Origin of the sequence: Sutcliffiella horikoshii (assembly GCF_021991925.1) — a bacterium.
In the GTDB taxonomy this organism is placed as follows: domain Bacteria; phylum Bacillota; class Bacilli; order Bacillales; family Bacillaceae_I; genus Sutcliffiella_A; species Sutcliffiella_A horikoshii_F.
Window position 1 is genome coordinate 61397 of sequence record NZ_RXZI01000004.1, and the last position, 22313, is coordinate 83709.

The following is a 22313-nucleotide window of genomic DNA, read 5'->3' on the forward strand; positions in this document are numbered from 1 at the left end:
TTCCCCCTGTCAAAATATTAAATATAGCTATGTTGACTTTCACTTATAAAGTAGCCTCCATCTGTTCTTTTCTTCTTGCGAGCCAAATTTTTGTCAAAATCAATCCAAAAAGCATGATACATGCTCCAAATAGATAAGGAATATGGATATTAATTTCAAAGAATATTCCGGCCAATATGGGACCAGCTACATTTCCAAGGCTGAGAAATGAGTTATTGAGACCCATCACAAGCCCTTGTCTGCTTCCAGCCAGTTTGGAGATGAATGAATTCAATGATGGCCTTAATAAAGAGTTCCCCAAAAAGAAAAGACAGGTAGTTAATAGGACAGTTGTGAAGCCAGTAGCAAGTGTCATCATCACAAAGCCGATCGCACTGATCAATAATGCACTCGTCACTACTTTCTCTTCCCCAAACCGCTTTGTCAATCTACCTACCAAGCCGCCTTGTACAATCGTACCCACCAGACCAACAATCAAGATGATCAATCCTACTTCACTTGGGTTATAGTCATACCGCTGCATGGTATAATAACCAAAAATGGATTGAAAATTGGCCAAGCCGAAACTCATGATAAAAACCAAGCTCAGCAAGAACCCGACAGGACTCTTTAGCGCTTTGTACATAACTACAAATTGATTGTCCCGCTTCTCTCCAGCTGATAATCGAGCGTCACTTTCGCGTTTTTCTTTGGAATAGGATTCAGGAAGTATAATCACCGATACGATCCCAGCTATAGTCGCTGCAATCCCTGCCACAAGGAAAGGCAAGGAGAGATCATATTCTGCTAACCATCCTCCTATCCCTGGTCCTACAACGATACCAAGTCCCATGGCAGCTCCCATGATTCCCATACCCTGTCCCCTCTTTTCAGAAGAGGTGACATCTGAAACGTAAGCCATGGCTGTCGGCATCAAAGCCGAACCGAATGTTCCTGCAAGAATTCTCGATAGGAACAGCATCCATAGTCCGTTCGCGAAAGCGAAGATGAACTCCGCAATCGCAAACCCGAACAGGCCGATGGTGATAAGCGGCTTTCGGCCAACTTTGTCCGAAAGCCTTCCCCATACAGGGGCGAAAAGGAATTGCATAAACGCAAAAACAGCTACCAACAGTCCCAACGTCCGGGCATCCGCACCGAATTTATCGATATAAAAAGGCAGAATCGGTATGACCAATCCAATGCCTACCATGACGATAAATAAATTAAAACTTAATAGAATCAACGGCGCTTTATTATTTTTTACACTCTCACTCATTCTGGTTATCCTTTCAACATGCTTCTCTATACCTCTATAAGCATAGCACTTGTTTCTTCCATTCGGCAATGGATGGTGCCAAATTCAATCTCGGAAAGAAACCGTTCCGACCGCACTATTCCTGCTGAATGAATATACCGAGTTTGCTACATCTTCCGATAACTTTTTCTTGGTCTGCTGATGACAGGTGAAAAAGATAAATTGGTTGCCCTGTTCAGCTAAACGGTTCATTAATTGGATAGCCAGGTCTGAGCGTTTCTGATCAAAATTGACAAAGCTGTCATCCATCATGAATGGGAGTGTTTGCTCTTCGCTCCACACCTGTGCTACCGCAAAACGGATGGCTATATATAATTGTTCAACAGTGGCCTGGCTTAACTCTTTTGGTTCAAACATTGTACCGTCCTGGTGTTCTACTATAATTTTTCGCTCGAGCTTGGTGTCATGGACCCCTACATAATTGCCTCCCGTTAGGAAACAGAAATGTTCTGTTGCGCGTTCCAAGACTTTCGGTAACTTTACATTCCGGTAAAAGTCCATGGTTTTTGTGAGAAGGTGCTGAGCGGTGGCGTATACAGCCCATTTGCGAGCATGACGCTGTAATGTACTTTTGGATAACTCAAAATGTTGAACGGCCTCCGAATAGGTACCGCCTTCCTCTAACTGCCTGATTGTTTCATAGGTAGCCGTTCTTTTTTCAAGCAGGTGCTGATAGCTTTCATTCAGGATAATCAGTTCACGTTCAAGCCTCTCCTTATCCATTTTCCAGCTATCCAGAGGCTTACTTTGTTCGAGTGTGACATGATAAGCGCCTTCCATTTGCTTCCATTGACTGAACACCAATGAAAGTTCTCTTTCAAGCTCCTTTTTTTCTAGGAGTTGGTGGCTTTTCATCCGAAAGTCTTCTTCAGCCTGCACACCAGCCTGTTCAAACAACTGTTGAATCTGTTTGCGTGCTTCCTCTATATGAACTTCTAATGTAGTAGACTCCTCTTGTAATAAGGAAATGCTCTCCTGTATTCTTTCTACCTTTAGCTGTTTACTTTTCTCTTCGTCCATTTTCTTCCCAATCATACCCAGAGTCTGTTCAGCAGAAGCATATTCATCCTGCCAGTCGATTTCTTTCAGAAATTCTAAAACCTGACTCGTGAAATCCTCCATCAATCGTTCATGATGCTTCCTTTTTTCTATTAATCCCTTCTTCTCTAATATAGTAGATTTGAGCCGGGTTACCTTTTCAAAGGCTTCTTCCATAAAGGGGAAGGGTATATGGGCAAGGTGAATGGATTGTGCCCACTTCTGCCAGCTCTCTTCAAAGTGAAAATTCTCCTTTTCCCATTCCTCGAACTGATGAATAATTTTATTGTATGCTCGTTCACTTTGAGAAAGTAACAGTCTTTCCTTTTGTAAAAGATGATTTACTTGCTCATCCTTTGCCAAAGCCTGCTGGTACTCCTCTAATTTTTCATGCGCACCGGAGGAAAAGAACTTCGCCCGCAATTTTTCCAGCTTGCTTTCTAATTCTTTTTTTTCTTTTTCTAAACCTGTTCGTACTTCTTCTGATGCATTTTTCCTAAAAGCTACATAAGAAACGATGCCAAAGACAAGAAAGAACAATAGGGATAAGAAAAGCTGGTTTTGCAAAAATAAAGCAATCGCTCCTGTAAAGCCGAAAGAGAGAATTCCAATAGCCGTATATTGGTTGTTCTTCTTTTTGGCAAGTTGGATTTTTTCTTGAGCTTTCAGCTGTCTTTCTAATTGGTGGACAAGCTGTTCCGTTACAGCGATATTTTTTGACAAACTATCCTTTTCTTGTTCAGCCACAGACCTTTTCATATGCAATACTTCATCCGCTGGTAGTAGCTCTTTCTCAAGGGTTTCTACCCTCTCCTCCTGCATTTCCAGTTCATCCTTTGTAACTTGGAACTGATCATCCAGTCGCTGTTTTTGAATGGAGAGTTTGTGATTTTGCTTGATTAGTTCCTTCAGCATCGCTTTGGTACTCAAGCTTGTATGGAGTTCTTCTATCTTCGCCTCTTGAAATCCGCTCCAATCCAGATCTCTTTTCCAGTTACCAATCTGAAGATCGCATTCTTCTATCTCTGAGGATAGTAGTGCCAGTTGGTTTTTTGCCTGCTCATAGCTTGGACGTTTAGATAACAAGTTTTTAAGTACTTCTTCTTGATATAAGAGCTGTGAATTAACATGTAGTTCTGCCAAATCTTTTTCTTTGCTCTTCCTATCTTTAGTTAATTGTTCTAATTTCGCCTGATAGAACCCTAATTCTGTTTGCGGCTTTTCCAGTCTGGCCAATCCATCCACTGGTATCGAATCAACATCTCCCAACTTTTCCATCTGATCTTGAAGCAATTCAGCTTTATTCGCTAAAGGTTGAATGGCTAGCATGGCCTCTGTATGTTTTAATTTCTTTGTAATATTTTCTTTAGTCTGTTGGAGTGTTTTAATTTCCTCATCAAAACGTGTTACATCTGTTAGAAGCTGTTCATATTCTTCCATCTTCGCCTTCCAAAGTTGCACCGTTTTTTCTTCTTCTTTTATTGTGTTCAATAACTTATTGATCTCAGGTTTTCTTCCTTGGGGCTTGAAGCGGTCCTCCTGTTCTTTGTTTAACTGATTGGAGAGCTTGTGAAGCTGGTCACTTCCTATCAACCCTGACGAAAAAAGATAACCTCCCAGCTGTTCTGCATCGATCAGTTTTAGATTTTGCAGATCCATTATATTAAAGGAGAAAATACCTTTATACATCGTTTTATCCAATCCGCCCAGAATATCGTTTAAATCACAAGGATTTCCCTGTTCATCCAAAACGCTGACATCCCCTGAAGACCTACCTGCAACTCGCTCGATCGTAATGGAACGCATATCCTTTGTCTCAATGATCACTTTCCCGCCATATTTATATCCCTTTTTGGGGAGGTATCGTAAATCCTGCTGATTTTTAGCAGGAAACCCAAAAAGGATTGCATGGATAAACGCCATAATTGTTGATTTTCCCGCTTCATTTTCTCCATAGAACACTTGAATGGCCGGAGAGAAGTCTTCTACCAACACATTCTCTAACTTTCCAAAGCCATAAATATGTAATGCTGTAATTCTCAACCCATTCACCTCTTCTCGCTTTCCAGGAACCTGGTCACAAGCCATTGCTCGGCTTCTTCCAGAATGTCTTCTTTCTCTTCTTTATCCAACGGCTCCAGATAGTGCCTTGCTCCTGAATGTCGGTATAAACTGGATAAGACCTCATCCTGATCTTCCACCTGCTCTAGTATGGAATAAAAATCCCGATAGAAGGTCTTTTCCTTTAAACCTTCCTTGTTGAAAGCAACTGTCGTCCTAACCTCTACGGAGTATATGTATAAGAAAGGTTCTCTGGTGTCTTCCCCTTCATTTAAAAGAACTTGCAGGTCCTCCTGCTGGTGTTCATCTTGAAGGGATTGATGCAGGTCTCCACTGTCTTTATAAATCAATCTAATCAATTTGCTTTTATCTGCCTCTTTTTGGGCATCCAATGCCTTTCTTGTTACGTCTATTAGCTGATCTAGAGTTTTTAACCCTTTGATGGAAATCTCTACTTCTTCCCAAATGATAGAAGAAGTTTCAACATATTGAATTTCTGCTTCCCCTCCGTCGATCAGTTCCACCATATAACAGCCCTTGCCTCCTGTCTCCTTTTTGTGCCTTCCTTGGATATTGCCGGGATATACGATGGGAGGATTTAGGTGTAGAATTTCTCGTTTATGTATATGGCCAAGCGCCCAATAATCGTATTCCTTTTCCAGAAGTTCTGAGATGACAAACGGTGCGTAGGGATCATGATCTTCCCTTCCAGACAGGTTTCCATGGAGCATACCAATATGGAATGGGACACTCGCATTCGACTTGGTATAGAAATTGGCCATACTTTCTGTCATATGCCTTCTGTTATAGCTGAAACCATAGATGTTGGCCAAATGCTCTCCGTTTTTGATGAAAGGCTCGCATTCAACCATTTCATTGAAAACATGTACGTTTTCTGGGTATCGAAAAAGGCGATGGCTTTCTGTCAGGTAGTCATGGTTTCCATGTATAATGTAAACTTGGATCCCAGCTTGCCCTAGCCGAATAAATTCCTTTCTCAGCTTGGCTTGTGCAATCAGACTTCTTTGCTCCAGGTCAAATAAATCCCCAGCCAAAAGAAGCAAGTCCACTTCATTTTTTATGGCCACATCAATAAGATTTGTCAGTGCCCGGAATGTGCTATTTTTTATTTGATGGAAAATGTCAGGTGGAAGATGGGTCAGCCCTTTGAATGGACTATCCAAGTGCAAATCTGCCGCATGGAGAAAGCGAATTTTTTTCATCATATAATTTTACCTCTTATTTGTAGTCTTTCTCTTATTTTACCACGGACGAAATGCGAATGCACGTTCGGTGAAGGTAGTTTTATGAAAATTAGAAAAAGCATATGGGTCTTACAGTCCCACATGCTTTTTCTCTACCTATTCATTTTTTGTTAGTTGCAAAGCCTTTTTGATATCTTTTAACGAGGATGATTTACCATACATCAGTACGCCCCCGCGATACACTTTTGCCCCAAAAATGGCCAACAGAACAATCGTCGCCATCAAAAGACCAATGGATAGACTGATCTCCCAAAAAGGAACATTTAACATCCCTACTCGGAGGAACATGATCATTGGTGCAAAGAACGGAATGAATGAAGTTACCTGGATAAAGGAATTGTCAGGATTCCCCAAACCGAACATGGATATCATGAATCCTGCCACAATCAATAATGTCATTGGCATGATCATTTGTTGAATCTCTTCTATCCTGCTGACAAGCGAGCCAAGGAAAGCAGCAAAAGTTGCATACAGGAAATATCCTAACAAGAAGAATACAACCGCATAAACAAAAGTTGCTACAGGTAGATCACCGACCCCAAAGAATTCGAACACTCCACCCGCTTCCGTCATTCCATCCAGATTACGGCTCAGTGAGGAGTACCCGATGATGATCCAAAAGGCAAGCTGCGTTAAGCTTAGCAAGGCAATACCTAATATTTTTCCGAACATATGCATGATCGGGGATGCTGATGAAATAAGTATTTCCATGACACGGGAAGATTTCTCTACAGCCACTTCCGTTGCGATCATGCTAGCATACAGAATGACAGAAAAGTAAATCACAAATAGCAGAACATACACCAAACCACGCGCCTGGTTAAGCTCTTCTGCAGACTTTGCTGATTCCTCGAGTGCCACTACATCAAAGGAGATGGGTGTATATAATTGAGCAATTTCTTCTTGTGATAAACCAAGTTTGCTAGTTGCCAGTTCATTTTTTACTTGTTGAAGCATGGTTTCCACTTGCACCATCGTTTGTGAATCGGTAATGGAGGCTGCTTTGTACACCCCTGAAGGCAATCCATCTTGATCGGTAGAGAGGACAAGAAGCCCATCGTACTCACCGTCTGTTACCTTGTTTTCCGCTTCCTGTTCATTGCTTACCATATCAAACTTTAGATTGGTGTTTGGAGCAATGGCAAGCTGCTGTTCCAACAATGGAGCGATGGTGTTTTGCTCATCGTAAACAGCTACTGTTTTATCTTCCTCTTTATCAAAAATATCAATTATGGACTGTATATTGGTCACGCCGATAATCAATACGGTGGTTATCAATGTGGAAATGATGAATGACTTAGATCTCAGCTTGCTTATGTAGGTGTGCATTAAAATGATCCAGAACTTATTCATGATAAGAAGCACCCACCTTTTCTATGAAAATATCATTCAAGGACGGCTCTTCCAAAATGAATTTCCTGATATAGCCTTTACCCGTAATCTCTTGAAGCAGTGTCTGTGAAACATCTTCCTCCTCTACCTGAAGGATCATCCCTTCTGCTGTCTGCTTTGTTTTTGTCACACCCGGCACATTTGCAAGGAAATCCAAATCAAAGTCTGCATGAATGATGACATTTTTCTTGCCGAATGAACGTTTGATGTCCCTCAAAGATCCATGTACCACCGGTTGACCATGATGCATGATGCACAGGTGCTCGCATAGCTCCTCCACATGCTCCATCCTGTGACTGGAAAACACGATGGACGTTCCTTGTTTCTTTAGGTCCACTACCGCTTCTTTCAACAACTCCACATTCAACGGATCTAACCCGCTGAAAGGCTCATCCAATATCAAAAGCTTCGGATTATGGATAGTCGAAGCGATAAACTGTATTTTCTGCTGATTCCCTTTTGAAAGTTCTTCCACTTTCTTGTTCAAATATTCCGGCACCTTGAATCGCTCCAACCAATAGTCGAGCTGTTTAAGGATATCCGGTTTTTCCATTCCACGTAACCTGCCCAAATAGATCATCTGGTCCTTTACGGTCAGCTTCGGATAAAGCCCCCTTTCTTCAGGTAAGTACCCGACCAGGTGACTCTGTTTGTATGTAATCGGTTTCCCAGCCCAAGATACCTTGCCTTCCGTTGGCTCCAGCAACCCAAGAACCATCCGGAACGTGGTTGTCTTACCGGCACCATTCGCACCTAGAAAACCAAACATCTCGCTCTCAGGTATTTCCAAGGTTAAATTATTTACGGCCACATGCTTGCCGAACCTCTTGGTCACACCTTCTATCTTTAATGCCATGTCATAACCCCTCCTATGCTATATATTTTTTATACGTATATAGTAGGTGAAGAGTTTCATAAAAGTCGAATCTTTTTTCCGAGGACCGCAACTATCACTTTTACAATTTGTAAGTCTTCTAGTAGAATAAAGATAATAATGAATTGCTATTCAGTCAGCAGATTTGGAGGGGACTAATATGGGAAAATATATGTTAACGGCCTTTAGCAAAAGCGGAGAGACACTTCTGGATGAAAGCTTCGAGGCTGCTTCAGAAAAAGAGGCAAAGGAACTAGGGGAAAAAAGATTGCAAGAACTTAACCTTTTGGATACTACGCACCGCTGCACAAACGCAAGTGGCAAGCTGGTTCTTTTTCATAGGTAATGATAAATAAGCCAAAAGCTTGGAGACCTGCAGTATTATGTCTCCAAGCTTTTTTTGTTCCATCGTTTTTTGATAGCGATGGTAGTTAAGAAAAGCACTCCCATTATTAACGAACAATATAATACCAGCTCGGTGGTGGACAATGACAGCACTTTTGCCATTGTTACCGAATATGTCAACACAAAGGACGTAAACAACTTGGTAAAGGATGCAATCAGGAGAAACCTCTTGAAAGATACTGCACCGATTCCGGCCCCCACACAGATAATTTCGTCTGGTAGAATCGGAATAATGAATAAGAGACCCAAAATGACAGTCTCGTTTTTCCCCACATAATGTTGATACTTTTTTAGATGATGATCCTTTATTAGGTAAGAAGCAATGCTCATCCCACCATATCTTGCTATAAAGAACATGATAATGATTCCAAGTAGCGTGCCTGAAAAGCTTAGTAAGGTAGCGTTAAATGCCCCGAAGGCTACACTGCCGGCAGGAATGGTCACGGCTTCTGGAATCGGTAAGATGATTGGTTGTGCCAGGCACACAAGAAAAAAGATAAGCTTTGCCATGGAACCATATTCTGTCAATATACTCTCAAGACCCTGTTCCTCTGTTATCACCATGAATTTTGTAATGTTATAGACAACCAACATGAGTAAGATTAATCCTATCAGAATGTAATAGAATGATTTTGTTAGTTTGAAGTAATATAGGTTTTTGCTAAAAATGAATCCAGTGTCAAGTACTATCAGGGAAGTGATTATTGTAATCAAAATATTCTTATAGAAAGGTAGCACTGTTGGCAAACAGTTCAACAGAATATAGATAGATATGCCAGCAAACAATATATGTGTCAACACTTTTATAGGGGCCTTGCTTGTTTCGGTTATCACCATAAAGTACCACTCCGTTTTATCTTGTGTGTTAAGTATAGAGGGTTCTCTTTTACTTCATAATGTACCGGAGCAGTATGTGAATATAAGATTGAAGGCTTACTGGTTCCCATATAATTGCAGGTTGGTGCGAAAATAAAAGCTGCTCCCTAAATTGGGGGCAGCTATCATAGGTCACTTTCCAGTGAATTGAGGCTTTCTTTTTTCAACAAAAGCCCTTATCCCTTCTTTATGGTCTTGTGATTGCCTCATCCTGCGCTGTGCATTCTTTTCTAACTCCAAAGTTTGCTGTAGACGTGGCAATGATTGTTTGGCGAAAATTGTTTTTGTTTCTATCATTGCTTGCAATGGCGCATGGAGAATAGCAGCAACTCTTTTGGAGATTACCTCCTCCATTTGATCTCCTGCCAAAGTGTCAACGAGGCCTAAATGTAGGGCTTCTTCAGCGGATATCGTCTTTCCTTCCCAAATCATTTGCTTGGCCTTCGCCTCCCCAAGGCGTTTTTCCATGAAAAAGTGACCGCCACCGTCAGGGATTAAGCCTATTTTGATAAAATTCATCGCAAGCTTAGTAGAGTTGTGGGCAACTACAAAATCACTTGAAAGAGCAAAGCTTAACCCCAGCCCTGCAGCGGCACCATGAAGAGCACTGATCGTAATTTTAGGCATGGTATAAAGCTTGGTGACGATGGAACCGATCGTATCCATCACCTGGTCGAAGTCTCCCCCTACATTTTCCTGAAGCATCATTTTAATATCCCCACCGGCACTGAACGCATTTCCGCTCCCCTTCACCACCAACACTTTTGCATCATTGTTCGATATCTCTTCTAGTACACGTTCCAGTTCCTCAAGCATCTCCACATTCATCGCATTCAACGACTCCGGCCTATTCAACTCCAAAACCACAACTGATCCCTGATCCAACACATTAACCGTACCCATACCAACACAACCTCTCAAGTTATCTAATTTTAGTTTTTAATTTTCAATTTTCAGAAATATTAAAGTTATGTGAGGGGTCAGACCCTCAAAGGAATTTAGCTCTCAATCTCGAATTATACCTTTACTGTTGCCTAGGAGGACTTGTTTGCCTTTTTGGTTGGTGTAGATGGATGTGACGTTGACTTGTTTGTAGCCTTCTTGTTGTTGGACGTTGTTGAGGGTGGCTTCACAGGTGATGGTGTCTCCAGTAAAGACGGGGCGGAGGAATTCCATGTTCATTTCTCTTGCAATGTAGTTTAGGTCTCCCCCTATTTTGGTACCAATACTTGCAGTCAACAGACCGTGTACCATTAAACGGCCCTGCTCATCCTTTTCCACATGATGCCTGCCTTGATCTCCTGAAACCTCTCCAAATTGAAGGGTTTCCTCCACAGTGAATGTTCTGGAATAAGTCAGTACTTCACCAGTTTGAACCTTCATCCCATTCCCTCCTCTTAGATATATAACTAGTATAATATGAAAACGCTTAAAAATGAATGATTATTCACTCATTTCCTCTAAAAAAATAGGCAGGGTCTCGCCCTGCCTTAGCTTTTCGAATATTTATTTTGAGAACAACTCTTCCAATATACGAATTTTTTCATCGGTATAATGTTCAAAGCCATCATTGTAGGATTTAGGATCTTTCGGATTGGCAAAACGAGTAATCTTCCCTGTTTCAGGGTGAACAAACTTACTAGATGCCCCACACCCAAGTCCAATGATCGTCTGTTTCTCTTCCATGATCATGATGTTATAAATGCTATCTTGGCCTGGCAATGCATATCCTACATTCTCCAAATTGCCCAAGATATTTTTTTGGCGATATAGATAATACGGTACATAATTGTGGGTAGTGGTCCACTCAGTCGCCATATCCATCATTTTCCCGATTTCATAACGGTCTGCCACCTTGTAGCGATTCTTATTCTGTGTCATTTCAGAGGCTCGTTTAAAGGACAATGTATGGACCGTCAATGATTCCGGCATCAGCTTTTCCGTTTCTTCCAGTGTGTGAGCAAATTCTCCCACCCCTTCACCAGGCAGGCCGATGATTAAATCCATATTGATATTATTCATCCCCATTTCACGTGCAAGGTGGAATTTATCAATGGTTTCCTCCACGGTGTGATGGCGACCTATCGCTTTTAATGTTTCTTGTGTATAAGACTGCGGATTGATGCTGATTCGATCAATATTCCATTTTTTCAACACTTCTAGCTTCTCCGGCGTAATCGTGTCCGGACGTCCCGCTTCCACTGTCACTTCACGGACCTTTTCCATGTCTGGGAACGATGCATACATCTGCTCATAAAGCATATCCATCTCTTCTGCCGTTATGCTTGTAGGAGTACCTCCACCGTAATAAACGGTGGTGATTTTGATGCCTTTTTCTTTCAACCAGGCACCAATGGCATCTATTTCATGGTGAAGCCCTCCAAGGAAGGAATCCACCTTACCTTGTTTACCGTTGATTGCATATGCCGGGAAGGTACAATATGCACACTTTGTGGGACAGAAAGGTATCCCGATGTAAATGCTGACCTCTTGGCCTAAATCATGTAAATCCGGCACTACATCAAGCTGGCGATCCACAATCTGCTGCATCAACTCTATCTTTTCATCTGTAATTAAATAATCTTCCCTCAGCTGTTGATGGACTTTTTCTTGAGGCTCCCCCTTCTGAAGCTTAGAGTGGAGAAGTTTCGTTGGACGGATTCCTGTTAAGATCCCCCATTTCTGAATGATACCCGTATGTTCTTGCAACAGGGTCAAGTAAACATAGGACACTGCTTGTTTTTTACGGCGAAAGCTCTCTTTTTCATCAGAATCGCCCAAATCTTTCGTATGGGAACAAGACAGTTCGCCGAGTTGTCCATTTACAATAAACGTGGTGTTTTTCACTTCAACCTGGAATACTACCTCTAACTCAGAGGAGGTATCTTCCCCAAGCACCACTTCTGTTTCCTCAAAAAATAAATCCGCAATCAACGATAACGGACGCTGATATCTATCATCATGTAATCCTTTAATAGCAATCTTCAAGTTAATCACCTTTCACACTTGCTTTGTTTCTACGCAAGATTTTCACTTCCACTAGTGTAACGGATGTAGTGCACGCATATCAAGATAATACCACTGGAAAAGAAACAAGCTTCGTGTTTTCTGTTGGATGGTATGAATGTATTCTAATTTTTAGTTTCATATACCCTCTATAAGTCCCGCTTTTCACTGCCACCCTGATCTGGGCTCCATAGTAATCCTTTTCCATTACCTTACAATTTAAAAAAATAAAGGCAAACCCCATTTTCGGAGTCTGCCCCTACCTTTCTATATTTTCATTTTATTTAAGAACGCAATGCGTTGCTGTTTGCGGAAATGTTCCTTGATCATATAGGCTACACCGTTTTCATCATTCGTTCTGGTGATCCAATCGGCAGCCTGTTTCACTTCTCTCGGTGCATTGCCCATCGCCACACCTAGCCCCGCCACCTCAATGATCGGCAGGTCTTCCATTGTATCACCAATGACCACCATTTCTTGTGGAGGAATTTTCAATACTTCCCCAAGAGTTAACAATCCATCCATCTTCGTGCCACCATCAGGCAGGATATCCACCTTCCCGTCGGCATGGACAAGGATCTCTATCCCCTCAAACGCAGATTTCAAGGTAGTCAGTACCCGCTCCCTCTCCTCCGGTTCTGAAAAATAGACTTCTATTTTAGGAGGCGCAATCGGGTTATCGATTAGTGTATCCCCTAAGGACTCGACAAACTGCATCGGATAGATCAAGGGGTCACTTGAACCGAGCACTGCTCTTGCCATTAAGTTATTGGCCCCACGAAGTCTGTTCCCTATTGAATAACGTTCGTGCAGTATTCGGACCGTGCATTCGTAGTTTTCTAGCACCTGTACTAGATTGAAGGTTTTATCCTCCGATAGACGCTTCACATGAAGAGGTTGCTCCAGCTTGGAGGCAATGAACGCCCCACCGTGTGTCACCAGAAATGTATCAAGTTTCAAAGATTTGGCCACTTTTTTTGCAAAAGCAAAACTACGGCCGGTCACAAGTGTAACGTAGACTCCCTTGTTTTTCACATACTCTATCGCTTCTTTCGTTTCCTTTGCCAATCTTCCATTCGATTTCAATAGCGTTCCATCAATATTGATGGCGAGCAGGCGGTATATCATGGAGAGACCTCCTTATCTAAGATGTTTGTACTTATTGATATGAGTATGAGGAAATTGGGGGAAATAGAACATTTGGAATATGAGGTCAAGAAAAAAACGCACTATTTAAAGTGCGCTTTCCTACCGTTTCCACTATTCATTTAGTTAGCGGAATCTACATTGCTATATAATTCTTCAAGTGGCTTCATGATAATCTTGTTTAGTTCGCTTACCATCATGCTCATTTGTTGCTCAGCTTCCATAAGCTTCGCAATCGCTTCGTTCTGTTGCACAACTGCTACTGTCTTTTGAGCTTGCTCTACTTCCTCTTGAGTAATTTCTTGGCCGCTCATTTGCTTTTGTTGTAGCTCTAATTGAATGTTGCGGAAGTTTTCGAACATTCTTTTTGTTGTATCGTCTGCGAAAACCTCTTTATATAAAGATTGTAAATTTTTGAATTCATCGCTTTCTTTTACTGCTGTTTCCAGATTGTACGCTACATCATAAACATTGTTTGCCATTTGTATGTCATTCCTTCCTTTTTTGCCCATCTTTCAGGCATGCTAGTGACCAGTATAACAAACCTGCCAGTGTCATTCAAACCAAAAGGTTAAGTTACGCTAACGCCTGTAGTTTTCCGTTTCAGGTATTCGCTTTCCGCGGGGCGGTGCTTGAGCCTCCTCGGCTACGCCTGTGGGGTCTCAAGTCTACCGCTACCTCCCGCCGGAGTCTCATACCTTCCTCTTCAAACTACAGGGAGAGCTTCTCTCAAAGGAAAAGCACGAGCATACCTTGTAGGAAACCTATCAGTCCCCCCAATAGAGCGCCAAGGTAGGTAATTAATTTTAATTCTCTTCGGGATACAGAGAGGACCATTTCCTCGACTTCCTGCAGGGAAAAGGATTCCACCTGATCTCTCACCACTTCCTCAAGTTTCAATCTTACGAGCAGTTCTTCCAGTTTCTCAAGTAGGAGTTTACTGCCTGTGGAAAAAGCGGCTGGGACTAATTTTTCCATCATCCATGGATAAATTGGTTCGATCGCTTCCTTCACCGTTTTGTTCATCCATTTAGGTACATCCACCGTGCGCTCCACCACAGTATGGAGGGAGGATAGGATCGCTTCCCTTGTGATTCTATTTTCCAGGTCCTGAACATCCATCTCCTTCAGTTTATTCCATTCCCTGTACAAAACATTGATCAAGACATCTTTTGTACCATCATGTTTAAGGAACTTGATGATTTCGGGCTGGACCTTATCCACAAGAGGATAATTGCCCATGAACATCTGCACGACGCTTCCCAATTTTCCACGGGTCGCGATAAAGTCATTGATCATTTTGGTTAACTGCCGCTTTCCTTCCCCACTCTCAAAATGATGGATAGCTTTCGTCAGAATGAATTCTGATACTGCCGGAATATTGCTTTCCACCGAATGCATCAATTTTGCCGGTAGTACTTGCTGAATGGGTTTATAGCGTAACCCTTGCATAACCTCTTCGTATTTGCTCTCGACAATTATGTGGAGATTTTCCTGGAAAAGTGTTTCAGCGTCGTCTATACCAAATTTCGCTAACACTTCCTGCACGCTTATCCCTTTTTCAAGATAATGGTCGATCTCTTCTTTTATCCATACTTCCGATTTTTCCTGAAAAGAACTATTTACAAGTCTCCTTTTCATGCTTTCTGCTGTCAGGAGATGCTCCATGACAAGCTTTCCAAGTTGATCAGCAAGCTCTGATCTCCTCTTTGGGATCAATCCGGGAGTAAATGGTACTCTTTTGCCGAACAGAAAAATGGGCTTATATGGCCGAAATAGCATCCGAATTGCGAGCGAGTTAGTAACGCCACCTATCAACGCACCAATTCCCACCATCAACACAATGACAAATAATATATCCATCTATCAGAACCTCTTTCCAATCACCGATTTATCTTTGTTTCAATACTATACATTGTGGGGAAATTCCCCAAGTCTCTCCAACTGTTGCCTAACCTTAGATGAAAAATGAGGGAAAAACATGAACTTTCAAGCTGTCAGGGTAATTCCTATAGAAATGAAAAAAAAATCACCTGTACCAATTATACAAATAAGTGGAGCTTTGGCAAAAAGATTAAAGCTTCCGGAAGATATATCCATATGCACTGTCCAATGCAGCCGGAATACAATACCATGCAATATCGTAAACATTAATATAGAAGGAAACCTTGTAAGAATGGACAGAACCATCCAAGAGTCATTGCTTCTGTTTGAAGAAGAAAGGACGTATCTTATCACCTATGATGCAGAGTCTAATAAGCTTCATATTGGCCCTGTCATCGCCCTTCTTACAGAAATATCTATAAAAGAAAACGAGCAAATCGACCTTAAATCCATTGAAGACTATTGTATGGAGCTTGCCAACTATTCAGAAGATATCGGAGTCATCTTTTATGTGTTTACCCTTCATAAAGAATTGTCGGAAAAAAGCATGGAAGGGTTTTATCTGGAAAATAACATGTGGAATAAAGCACTGCTCCCATTTCCTCAGGTCGTTCATAACCGCCTCCATAAACGTACGAATGAGAAGAGTGAAATGTTCCGGGAATTTACCGACCAATTACAAGAATGGAGCATCCCTTATTTCAATGATCATTTTCTCGATAAATGGACCGTCCATGAGCAGCTTGCCGAAGCGGAGCATTTACTTCCATACCTGCCTGATACGGCACTCTTTTCTGCTAAGCGTCTTGAAGCATGGCTCGAAACGTATTCTGTGGTGTTTTTAAAACCAATCAATGGCAGCCAGGGAAAGCAAATCTTCAAAGTTTGTAAAACATCAGATGGCTTTAACTTGGATTATTCTTCCCTTCAACAACAAGTATCTCAAACTTACAGCAGTTTCCATGATTTGTACAAGCGACTTTCCCCCCATATAAAGAAAAGGCAATATATCCTGCAACAAGGTTTGAATCTGGTCCACCTTGATGAAAGACCGGTGGATTTCCGTTATTTATGTCATCGAACCGAGAATAATCGATGGCAGGTAACTTCCATCACCGCGAGGGCCTCCAAAAGCGGTTCATTCGTTTCGAACCTTGCCCAGGGAGGGGAGATGCTATCTGTCAACCATGTACTTGGCGCACAGTTCGATGCAAAAGAAATGCCCCAAATCCGTAAGCACCTGAAAGAACTGGCTTTGGAAGTCGCGAGGGAAATAGGAGCTGTTTCTGAAGGCATCTTCGGGGAATTGGGCATTGACCTCGCCATAGATACAACCGGTCACCCTTGGATTATTGAAGTGAATACGAAACCGTCCAAAAACTTGGATCAACCCCAAAGCACAAGGACAATACGACCATCTGCAAAAGCTGTCATACTCTATTGCCTATACCTTATTCATGAACATTTAAAGGAGAGATAACATGATAACCCTTGGTGTCCTCTCGTTTTCACAACCTACCCCCTACCTTACAAAAATTGCGGAACATGCGATAAAAAATGACGTCAGGACTTGCATCCTTTCACCAGCTCATTTAACAGGAAGTCCTTCTATTGTGAATGGACTGTTATACTCTCCATCTAAAGAGGAATGGGAGAGCACACCATTTCCCCTTCCTTCTTTTATCTACGATCGTTGTTTCTATGGAAATAAAAAGACAAAGCTCTTCAAGTTCCATACAGATACACTGAAAATGAGAGAGGATGTACACTTTCTGGGCTACGGCCTTCCAGATAAATGGGAAGTGTATCAATCACTATCTTCCCTTCCAGAGTTAGAGGCTTTTTTCCCCACCACAAGGAAGTTGACAAGTGTGGCTTATTTTTTATCCCATTTTACTCACCACGACAACTGGTTGATCAAACCTATAAATGGCTCGCAAGGAAGGGGCTTGATAAAAGTGGAGAAGGTGAGTGGGCAATACGTCACAAAAGAAGTGGTACAGCCAGGAGAACTACTTCATGTATTCCGGTCTGATGCGCATTTGAAGAAATGGCTACATATTCGAATGCAGCATGTTGACTATCTTTTTCAACCTTTTTTACCTTTGCAAAATAAAAAGAATGCCCCCTTTGATTTGAGGCTCCTTCTTCAAAAAGACGAGGAGGGGAAATGGACAGAAAGGGTTCGTGCCATCAGGACAGGTCCTAAAAACTATATCACCTCTAACTTGGCAGGCGGCGGAGAGATGCTCCCTTTTTCAGTACTGCTTCATGGAGTGTCCCCTGTTAAAAGAAAGAAGCTGGAAGATCAATTGCAAACTATAGCTGAATGTTTGCCACCTGCCATTGAAAAGAACATAAAGACCTTATTTGAACTTGGCATAGATATAGGGGTGGATCCCGATTATAATTTATGGATTTTAGATATTAATTCCAAGCCGGGTCATAAGATAGTAACAATGGCTTCCCCTTCTGTTAAGACAGAAATCTATGAAGCCCCGAGCAGGTACTGTATGTACTTGTCGTCTATCAAAAGGTGATCTAATGGGAGTTGATGAAAATGAAAGCACTCTTACCTGTTAAATGCAGGGATGACTTAAAGGACCACCGGATCCTGGTTCCTTTCCAGATCAGCAGGATGGAAATAGAATCGATAGCCTTTGGTACCCATCAGTTTTCTTGTAATGCGAGCCTTCATAGTGGACATTCTCTTATTGTTTCCAGACCTTTGTTCGAGAAACTTTTAGTCCCTTATGAAGGAAACATTCATGTGTTCGTTCACGAGGGGACCTTGCACCTTGGGCCATTGATCGGCATTTTTACAGCAGGGTTTACCAGTTCCATTATTCGTCCAATCGGCGAGCGTTCCTTATTTTTTTCAAAGCTGCTTTCCACCGAGAAAAAAGTTGGGGCCTACATGTTCCTTTTCGGTGCCAACCATATCAATTGGGAAGATGGAACCATGGAAGGTTTTATGTTTACCGAACATGGATGGTGTAAGAAGACGCTGCCCTTTCCGCACGTCGTTTATGACCGGCTTCCGAACAGACGTACAGAAAAACATAGGTTGCTTGCCCAAACACGGGAAAAGATGCAAAAGGATTATGCCATCCCATGGTTCAACCCGGGTTTCTTCAACAAATGGAATATTCATCAAAAATTGATGATTGAAGAAAATATCGTGGACTATCTGCCCGAAACCCATAATGGGGTGACCATTGGAAAGATGGAGAAGCTTTTGTCTAAATATCCATTCATCTATTTAAAACCCACGAATGGGAGTTTAGGCCTTGGCGTTTATAAGATCATCTACAATCGTGAAGAAGAAGCCTATTATGCCCGTTACAAAACAGAAGACTTTATCAATAAGCTGCAACGTTCTTCCTCTCTTGAAGCGTTGTTGTCCCATATACTGAAAAATCGTGATCTGTCATCCTATCTCATTCAACAAGGTATACCTTTAATGAAAGTGGATGATTCTTTTGTTGACTTCCGCGTCCACACGAATAAAGATGACCATGGAAAATGGGTAGTGAGCGCAATGGCCGCTAAGATGAGTGGAAAAGGCAGCATCACCACCCATGCTAACAGTGGCGGAATCATCAAGACCATACCAGAAATTTTCACAGATGAGTTGGAGCTCGAAACAGCAATCCATAAACTTACTCATGCCTCCCTTCTAATAAGCGAAGCCATCGATACCCATTTGCCTGGTTTCATCGGGGAAATTGGGTTTGATTTTGGACTTGATAAGGAACAAAGGCTTTGGATGTTTGAAGCCAATTCCAAACCTGGCCGCTCCATATTTTATCATCCGAAATTGCGAAGTGAGGATATTCTCACACGTAAGCTTTCCATTGAGTATGCCGTTTATCTGACGGAAAACACTATAAAAAATCCGGAGGGTGTTTTTTCATGAAAGAACTTTATTATGAACTAGACTCCCAGACGTGGTATCAGAATTTTAACAAAGAAGAAAAGGTGACATTCGGAAAGTACTATTCTGTTCCTTATAAAAAAGAACATGAATCAAACTATCTTAGCCTCCCTTTTCTCCTTAAAGCTTCTAAAGCTGGCCCTCTTGTCGCCATATTGGCCAGTCCTAACCATGAAGGTTTTGTCGGGAACATCGGATTATTCAAACGTATACAGAAGAGCCTTCAGCAACAGGGAGGCCTTTCTGTTGTAGTAACCCCAACGAACCTTACGGAAAATGGAATTGAAGGATTTTGCTATCTGCCTCAACATGACCATTGGATAAAGATGCGTACCCCTCTGCCAGATATTATCTATAATCGCTTATCCCGCTATGAGGACGAAAAGCGATTCCTTGATCAAACAGAGAAGCTTGCATCCCTTTATCACATCCCTGTATTCAATCCCCAATTCTTCGATAAATGGGAGCTATACCTGCAGTTGCAGGATAATGAAACATTAAGCCAGCATCTTCCGAAGACCGGACTCCTTTCCGAGGAGACGTTAAGCGAATATCTTTCAACCTACCCTTCCGTTTATATTAAGAAGCGGAAAAGCAAGAAAGGAAAAGGAATCTATCTTATCATCAGGAATGGAAATACTTATTTAATGAGGACAACTTCCCCCTCGACCGTCCTGTTTCCATCCTTGGGCAAACTTGCTCGCTTCCTTCAAAAGGGTGAGGCCCTAGATTCCTATATCATTCAAGAAGCTATCTCCACTTTGCCGATGAAAGGCAAGAAATTCGATTACCGAATTTTAGCCCACGCAAATCAAAACCGTTTTACCATCACCGGTGTCGGAGTTAGGTTAGCAAAAAAACAGCAAGTAACCACCCATGTCCCTGCAGGTGGTGCCATCGTCTCAACAGACGAGCTTCCAGTGAAAACAGACCATGAGACCATGAATCTTCTGATAAACCATTGTGGAAAACAGCTAAATGCTTTTTATGATGATATTGGAGAATTCTCTGCAGATGTCGGGGTGACACGTGAAGGAAAGCTTTATATTTTTGAATTAAATGCCAAACCGATGGATTTTGACGAGCCCCCTATCAAGCGGCAGGCGGCTGAAAATATTACCAGAGTCTTTTATGAGAGAACGAATTATACCAAGCAGGAATCCTCTTCATAATGTAGAATATGGTTATAAGCTATAAATAACCGACACAACAAGGGGAGGAAAATTGCTTGATTTCACACTTCCAACTTAAACCTTTATATCAAAACAACCAATTACCCGGCTGGCACCTTTCCTTCTTTTATAAAGGTCATGCCGTAAAAGCCGTTTATCACAAAAACGGTTCGATTGAATGGCCAGAATCGCAAGCTCTTTCCGAAGAGGAAAAACAGGCTGTCGAAGCACAAATCCATGAATTGATGCTGTTCCATGTCTATGATTGACTGCAAAATTACTTAGATGAAAGAATCATTTCCCCTCCTTAAGATACACTAACAACAAGGAGGGATTCTTTATGTCTGAAAAGAAAAAAACGTCCAAAGAACCACAATACGAAGGCCGTGACGAATATTTCATGGATGTTGACAGGTATATCAATGAGGGGATGGCTGGCGGAACGGTCTTTGAACGCGACCGCTACACCAACATCGAAGAGGCCCGCGATCTGAAAAAAGAAGAACCACCTATTGTAAGAAAATAGTTTTGTTATTTTGGTAATCACCGCTGTTTCTTTCCACAAATGGCTGCGCTTATCCAGAGTGCGCCCTTGAGCCTCCTCGGCAAGCCCTTTATAGTTTGGTTATCTGTTGGAAGAGTTGATCTTCGTTGCAGGAGCTTCGCTTTCCGCGGGCAGTCCGGAAGCCTCCTCGGGCTAACGCCCTGCGGGGTCTTCCATGTCCTTTCCTCCCGCAGGACAAGGAATACTTCGACAGCGATTCATCGCACGAAGAAAATGCGTTAGCATTTTCTAGGAGTCTTCGCTCCTTCCACTGCGATCAACTAGAGAATTTCAATATTTTCAGCTTTGTCTACACACTGAAAGCTCTTCCTTGGAAGAGCTTTGTCTTTGTTTGTCCTGCACACTTCGATATAATGGGAAATAAGCAATCATTAAGCTTTTAAAGAAGAGGGATAAGACATGTACAACAAATTAGAGAGAATCTATAAGAACGCACTTATTCAATCACCATCCCCCCACAGTTTTTCACGCTACGTCTGGTTCCTGACCCCTGAAAATGACTACTACGGAATTGAAAAAGAGGCGCTGAGTCCAAGGGATATTCTTTTTCTTGAAACATTTCTCAAAAGAGTCGAAGAAAGCCAACTTTCCATGACAGGTACGGAAAAGTGGTGGCATGAGTTGTTGTTTCTCCAACAACAACCTGAAAAAGACCTCTTCCACCCACAAAGATCTTTGCGATTTATCCATTTTCATTTTTCCGAGCCCCTATCTAATAAGGAAGAATGGAAAGAAGCAATGCTTGCGTTTTTTGACAGTGAAATAGAAATTGTATGGGAAAGCCTGACAAGCGGAGTCATCATTGACTTAATGCCAGAAACTAAAGGGGAGGAGTTTGTATCCTTTTCTGATATGGTAGATACGACTGCCACCGATTTTTATGCAAATGTTAAGTTGTATATTGGTGCCTATACCAGTTCTCAAGAAGATCTTGCATCTCTGTTTCAATGGGAAGAACGTTGTTTTGCTCTTTCCATGAAAGGAAGAAAGCAAAGAAGCATCCATACTTTCGAGCACGCCCTCCCTTTTATCGTGACAGAACAGGTAGAAACTGGACATCTCCCTCCCATCAAAAGCATGTTCGGAACGATCATGGAAGATGAAAAGGAATTATTACATAGCGTGAAAGTCTATATCGAAAATAATATGAATGTCTCGCTCACCGCAAAAAAGCTTTTCATGCACCGGAACAGTCTTCAATACCGAATTGATAAATTCATTGAACGAACTGGTATCGATATCAAAAATTTTCAAGGCGCATTGGCAGCCTATTTGGCCATCATTATCATGGAAAATGAGCACAAAAGGTAACGTTGCACAAAGACGTGCCTTTTTTTTGTGCAACTTGTACATTTACGGAATGTAATCGTTTTCGGTACACTGTAAGCAGATTAA

20 protein-coding genes are annotated in these 22313 nt (G+C 41.9%); 8 read left to right on the plus strand and 12 right to left on the minus strand.

The features are described 5' to 3' along the window. Positions 1 to 43: 43 nt before the first annotated feature. The 5 genes from EKQ44_RS12530 to EKQ44_RS12550 all read right to left on the minus strand — a co-directional run bounded on the left by EKQ44_RS12530 (position 44) and on the right by EKQ44_RS12550 (position 7909). Entirely contained in the window at positions 44 to 1258 is a 1215-nt protein-coding gene (locus EKQ44_RS12530; RefSeq protein WP_237663899.1) for an MFS transporter, read from the minus strand. A gap of 84 nt (positions 1259 to 1342) precedes the next feature. Further along, positions 1343 to 4378 (minus strand): ATP-binding protein, encoded by a 3036-nt coding sequence (locus EKQ44_RS12535; protein ID WP_237663900.1) that lies wholly within the window; start codon positions 4376 to 4378, stop codon positions 1343 to 1345. A 5-nt stretch (positions 4379 to 4383) separates the two neighbouring features. Next, the gene (locus tag EKQ44_RS12540) at positions 4384 to 5622 is read right to left on the minus strand and encodes a metallophosphoesterase family protein (protein WP_237663901.1); all 1239 of its coding nucleotides are present in this window, start codon (positions 5620 to 5622) and stop codon (positions 4384 to 4386) included. Between the two features lie 135 nt (positions 5623 to 5757). Beyond that, positions 5758 to 7014, minus strand: coding sequence for an ABC transporter permease (locus EKQ44_RS12545; RefSeq protein WP_237663902.1), 1257 nt, complete (start codon positions 7012 to 7014; stop codon positions 5758 to 5760). Further along, positions 7007 to 7909, minus strand: coding sequence for an ABC transporter ATP-binding protein (locus tag EKQ44_RS12550; protein WP_237663903.1), 903 nt, complete (start codon positions 7907 to 7909; stop codon positions 7007 to 7009). Before EKQ44_RS12550 ends, EKQ44_RS12545 begins: the two co-directional genes overlap by 8 nt. 178 nt (positions 7910 to 8087) lie before the next feature. On the opposite strand from EKQ44_RS12550, the gene EKQ44_RS12555 reads away from it, so the two are divergent. After that, positions 8088 to 8273, plus strand: coding sequence for a YhzD family protein (locus EKQ44_RS12555; protein WP_237663904.1), 186 nt, complete (start codon positions 8088 to 8090; stop codon positions 8271 to 8273). Positions 8274 to 8308: 35 nt separating this feature from the next. Here the strand turns inward: EKQ44_RS12555 and EKQ44_RS12560 are convergent, their stop codons facing one another. The 7 genes from EKQ44_RS12560 to EKQ44_RS12590 form a co-directional block, all read right to left on the minus strand. Beyond that, positions 8309 to 9169 carry a TVP38/TMEM64 family protein gene (locus EKQ44_RS12560; protein WP_237663905.1) on the minus strand — a complete coding sequence of 287 codons (861 nt, stop codon included), beginning with the start codon at positions 9167 to 9169 and terminating at the stop codon, positions 8309 to 8311. A 171-nt stretch (positions 9170 to 9340) separates the two neighbouring features. Continuing rightward, positions 9341 to 10111 (minus strand): enoyl-CoA hydratase, encoded by a 771-nt coding sequence (locus EKQ44_RS12565; RefSeq protein ID WP_237663906.1) that lies wholly within the window; start codon positions 10109 to 10111, stop codon positions 9341 to 9343. Positions 10112 to 10213: 102 nt separating this feature from the next. Beyond that, positions 10214 to 10591 carry an FAS1-like dehydratase domain-containing protein gene (locus EKQ44_RS12570; protein ID WP_237663907.1) on the minus strand — a complete coding sequence of 126 codons (378 nt, stop codon included), beginning with the start codon at positions 10589 to 10591 and terminating at the stop codon, positions 10214 to 10216. A 123-nt stretch (positions 10592 to 10714) separates the two neighbouring features. Next, positions 10715 to 12196: a coproporphyrinogen III oxidase gene (locus tag EKQ44_RS12575; RefSeq protein ID WP_237663908.1), complete on the minus strand. Its 1482-nt coding sequence runs from the start codon at positions 12194 to 12196 to the stop codon at positions 10715 to 10717. A 285-nt stretch (positions 12197 to 12481) separates the two neighbouring features. Continuing rightward, positions 12482 to 13342, minus strand: coding sequence for a Cof-type HAD-IIB family hydrolase (locus tag EKQ44_RS12580; RefSeq protein WP_237663909.1), 861 nt, complete (start codon positions 13340 to 13342; stop codon positions 12482 to 12484). A gap of 140 nt (positions 13343 to 13482) precedes the next feature. Beyond that, positions 13483 to 13842, minus strand: coding sequence for a YlbF/YmcA family competence regulator (locus EKQ44_RS12585; protein WP_237663910.1), 360 nt, complete (start codon positions 13840 to 13842; stop codon positions 13483 to 13485). A gap of 247 nt (positions 13843 to 14089) precedes the next feature. Beyond that, positions 14090 to 15223, minus strand: coding sequence for a DUF445 domain-containing protein (locus EKQ44_RS12590; protein WP_237663911.1), 1134 nt, complete (start codon positions 15221 to 15223; stop codon positions 14090 to 14092). Between the two features lie 118 nt (positions 15224 to 15341). Here EKQ44_RS12590 and EKQ44_RS12595 point away from each other — a divergent pair, with 118 nt between their 5' ends. The 7 genes from EKQ44_RS12595 (at position 15342) to EKQ44_RS12625 (ending at position 22229) form a co-directional block, all read left to right on the plus strand. Then, positions 15342 to 16724 (plus strand): YheC/YheD family endospore coat-associated protein, encoded by a 1383-nt coding sequence (locus EKQ44_RS12595; protein WP_237663912.1) that lies wholly within the window; start codon positions 15342 to 15344, stop codon positions 16722 to 16724. A gap of 1 nt (position 16725) precedes the next feature. Then, positions 16726 to 17784, plus strand: coding sequence for a YheC/YheD family endospore coat-associated protein (locus tag EKQ44_RS12600; protein ID WP_237663913.1), 1059 nt, complete (start codon positions 16726 to 16728; stop codon positions 17782 to 17784). Between the two features lie 20 nt (positions 17785 to 17804). Next, positions 17805 to 19163, plus strand: coding sequence for a YheC/YheD family endospore coat-associated protein (locus EKQ44_RS12605; RefSeq protein WP_237663914.1), 1359 nt, complete (start codon positions 17805 to 17807; stop codon positions 19161 to 19163). Beyond that, positions 19160 to 20353, plus strand: coding sequence for a YheC/YheD family endospore coat-associated protein (locus EKQ44_RS12610; RefSeq protein ID WP_237663915.1), 1194 nt, complete (start codon positions 19160 to 19162; stop codon positions 20351 to 20353). Before EKQ44_RS12605 ends, EKQ44_RS12610 begins: the two co-directional genes overlap by 4 nt. Positions 20354 to 20409: 56 nt before the next feature. Next, positions 20410 to 20622, plus strand: a complete 213-nt coding sequence (locus tag EKQ44_RS12615; RefSeq protein ID WP_237663916.1) for a YheE family protein — start codon at positions 20410 to 20412, stop codon at positions 20620 to 20622. Positions 20623 to 20693: 71 nt separating this feature from the next. Then, the gene (locus tag EKQ44_RS12620; RefSeq protein WP_237663917.1) at positions 20694 to 20879 is read left to right on the plus strand and encodes a hypothetical protein; all 186 of its coding nucleotides are present in this window, start codon (positions 20694 to 20696) and stop codon (positions 20877 to 20879) included. Positions 20880 to 21317: 438 nt separating this feature from the next. Further along, entirely contained in the window at positions 21318 to 22229 is a 912-nt protein-coding gene (locus tag EKQ44_RS12625) for a PucR family transcriptional regulator (RefSeq protein WP_237663918.1), read from the plus strand. Positions 22230 to 22313: the final 84 nt, after the last annotated feature.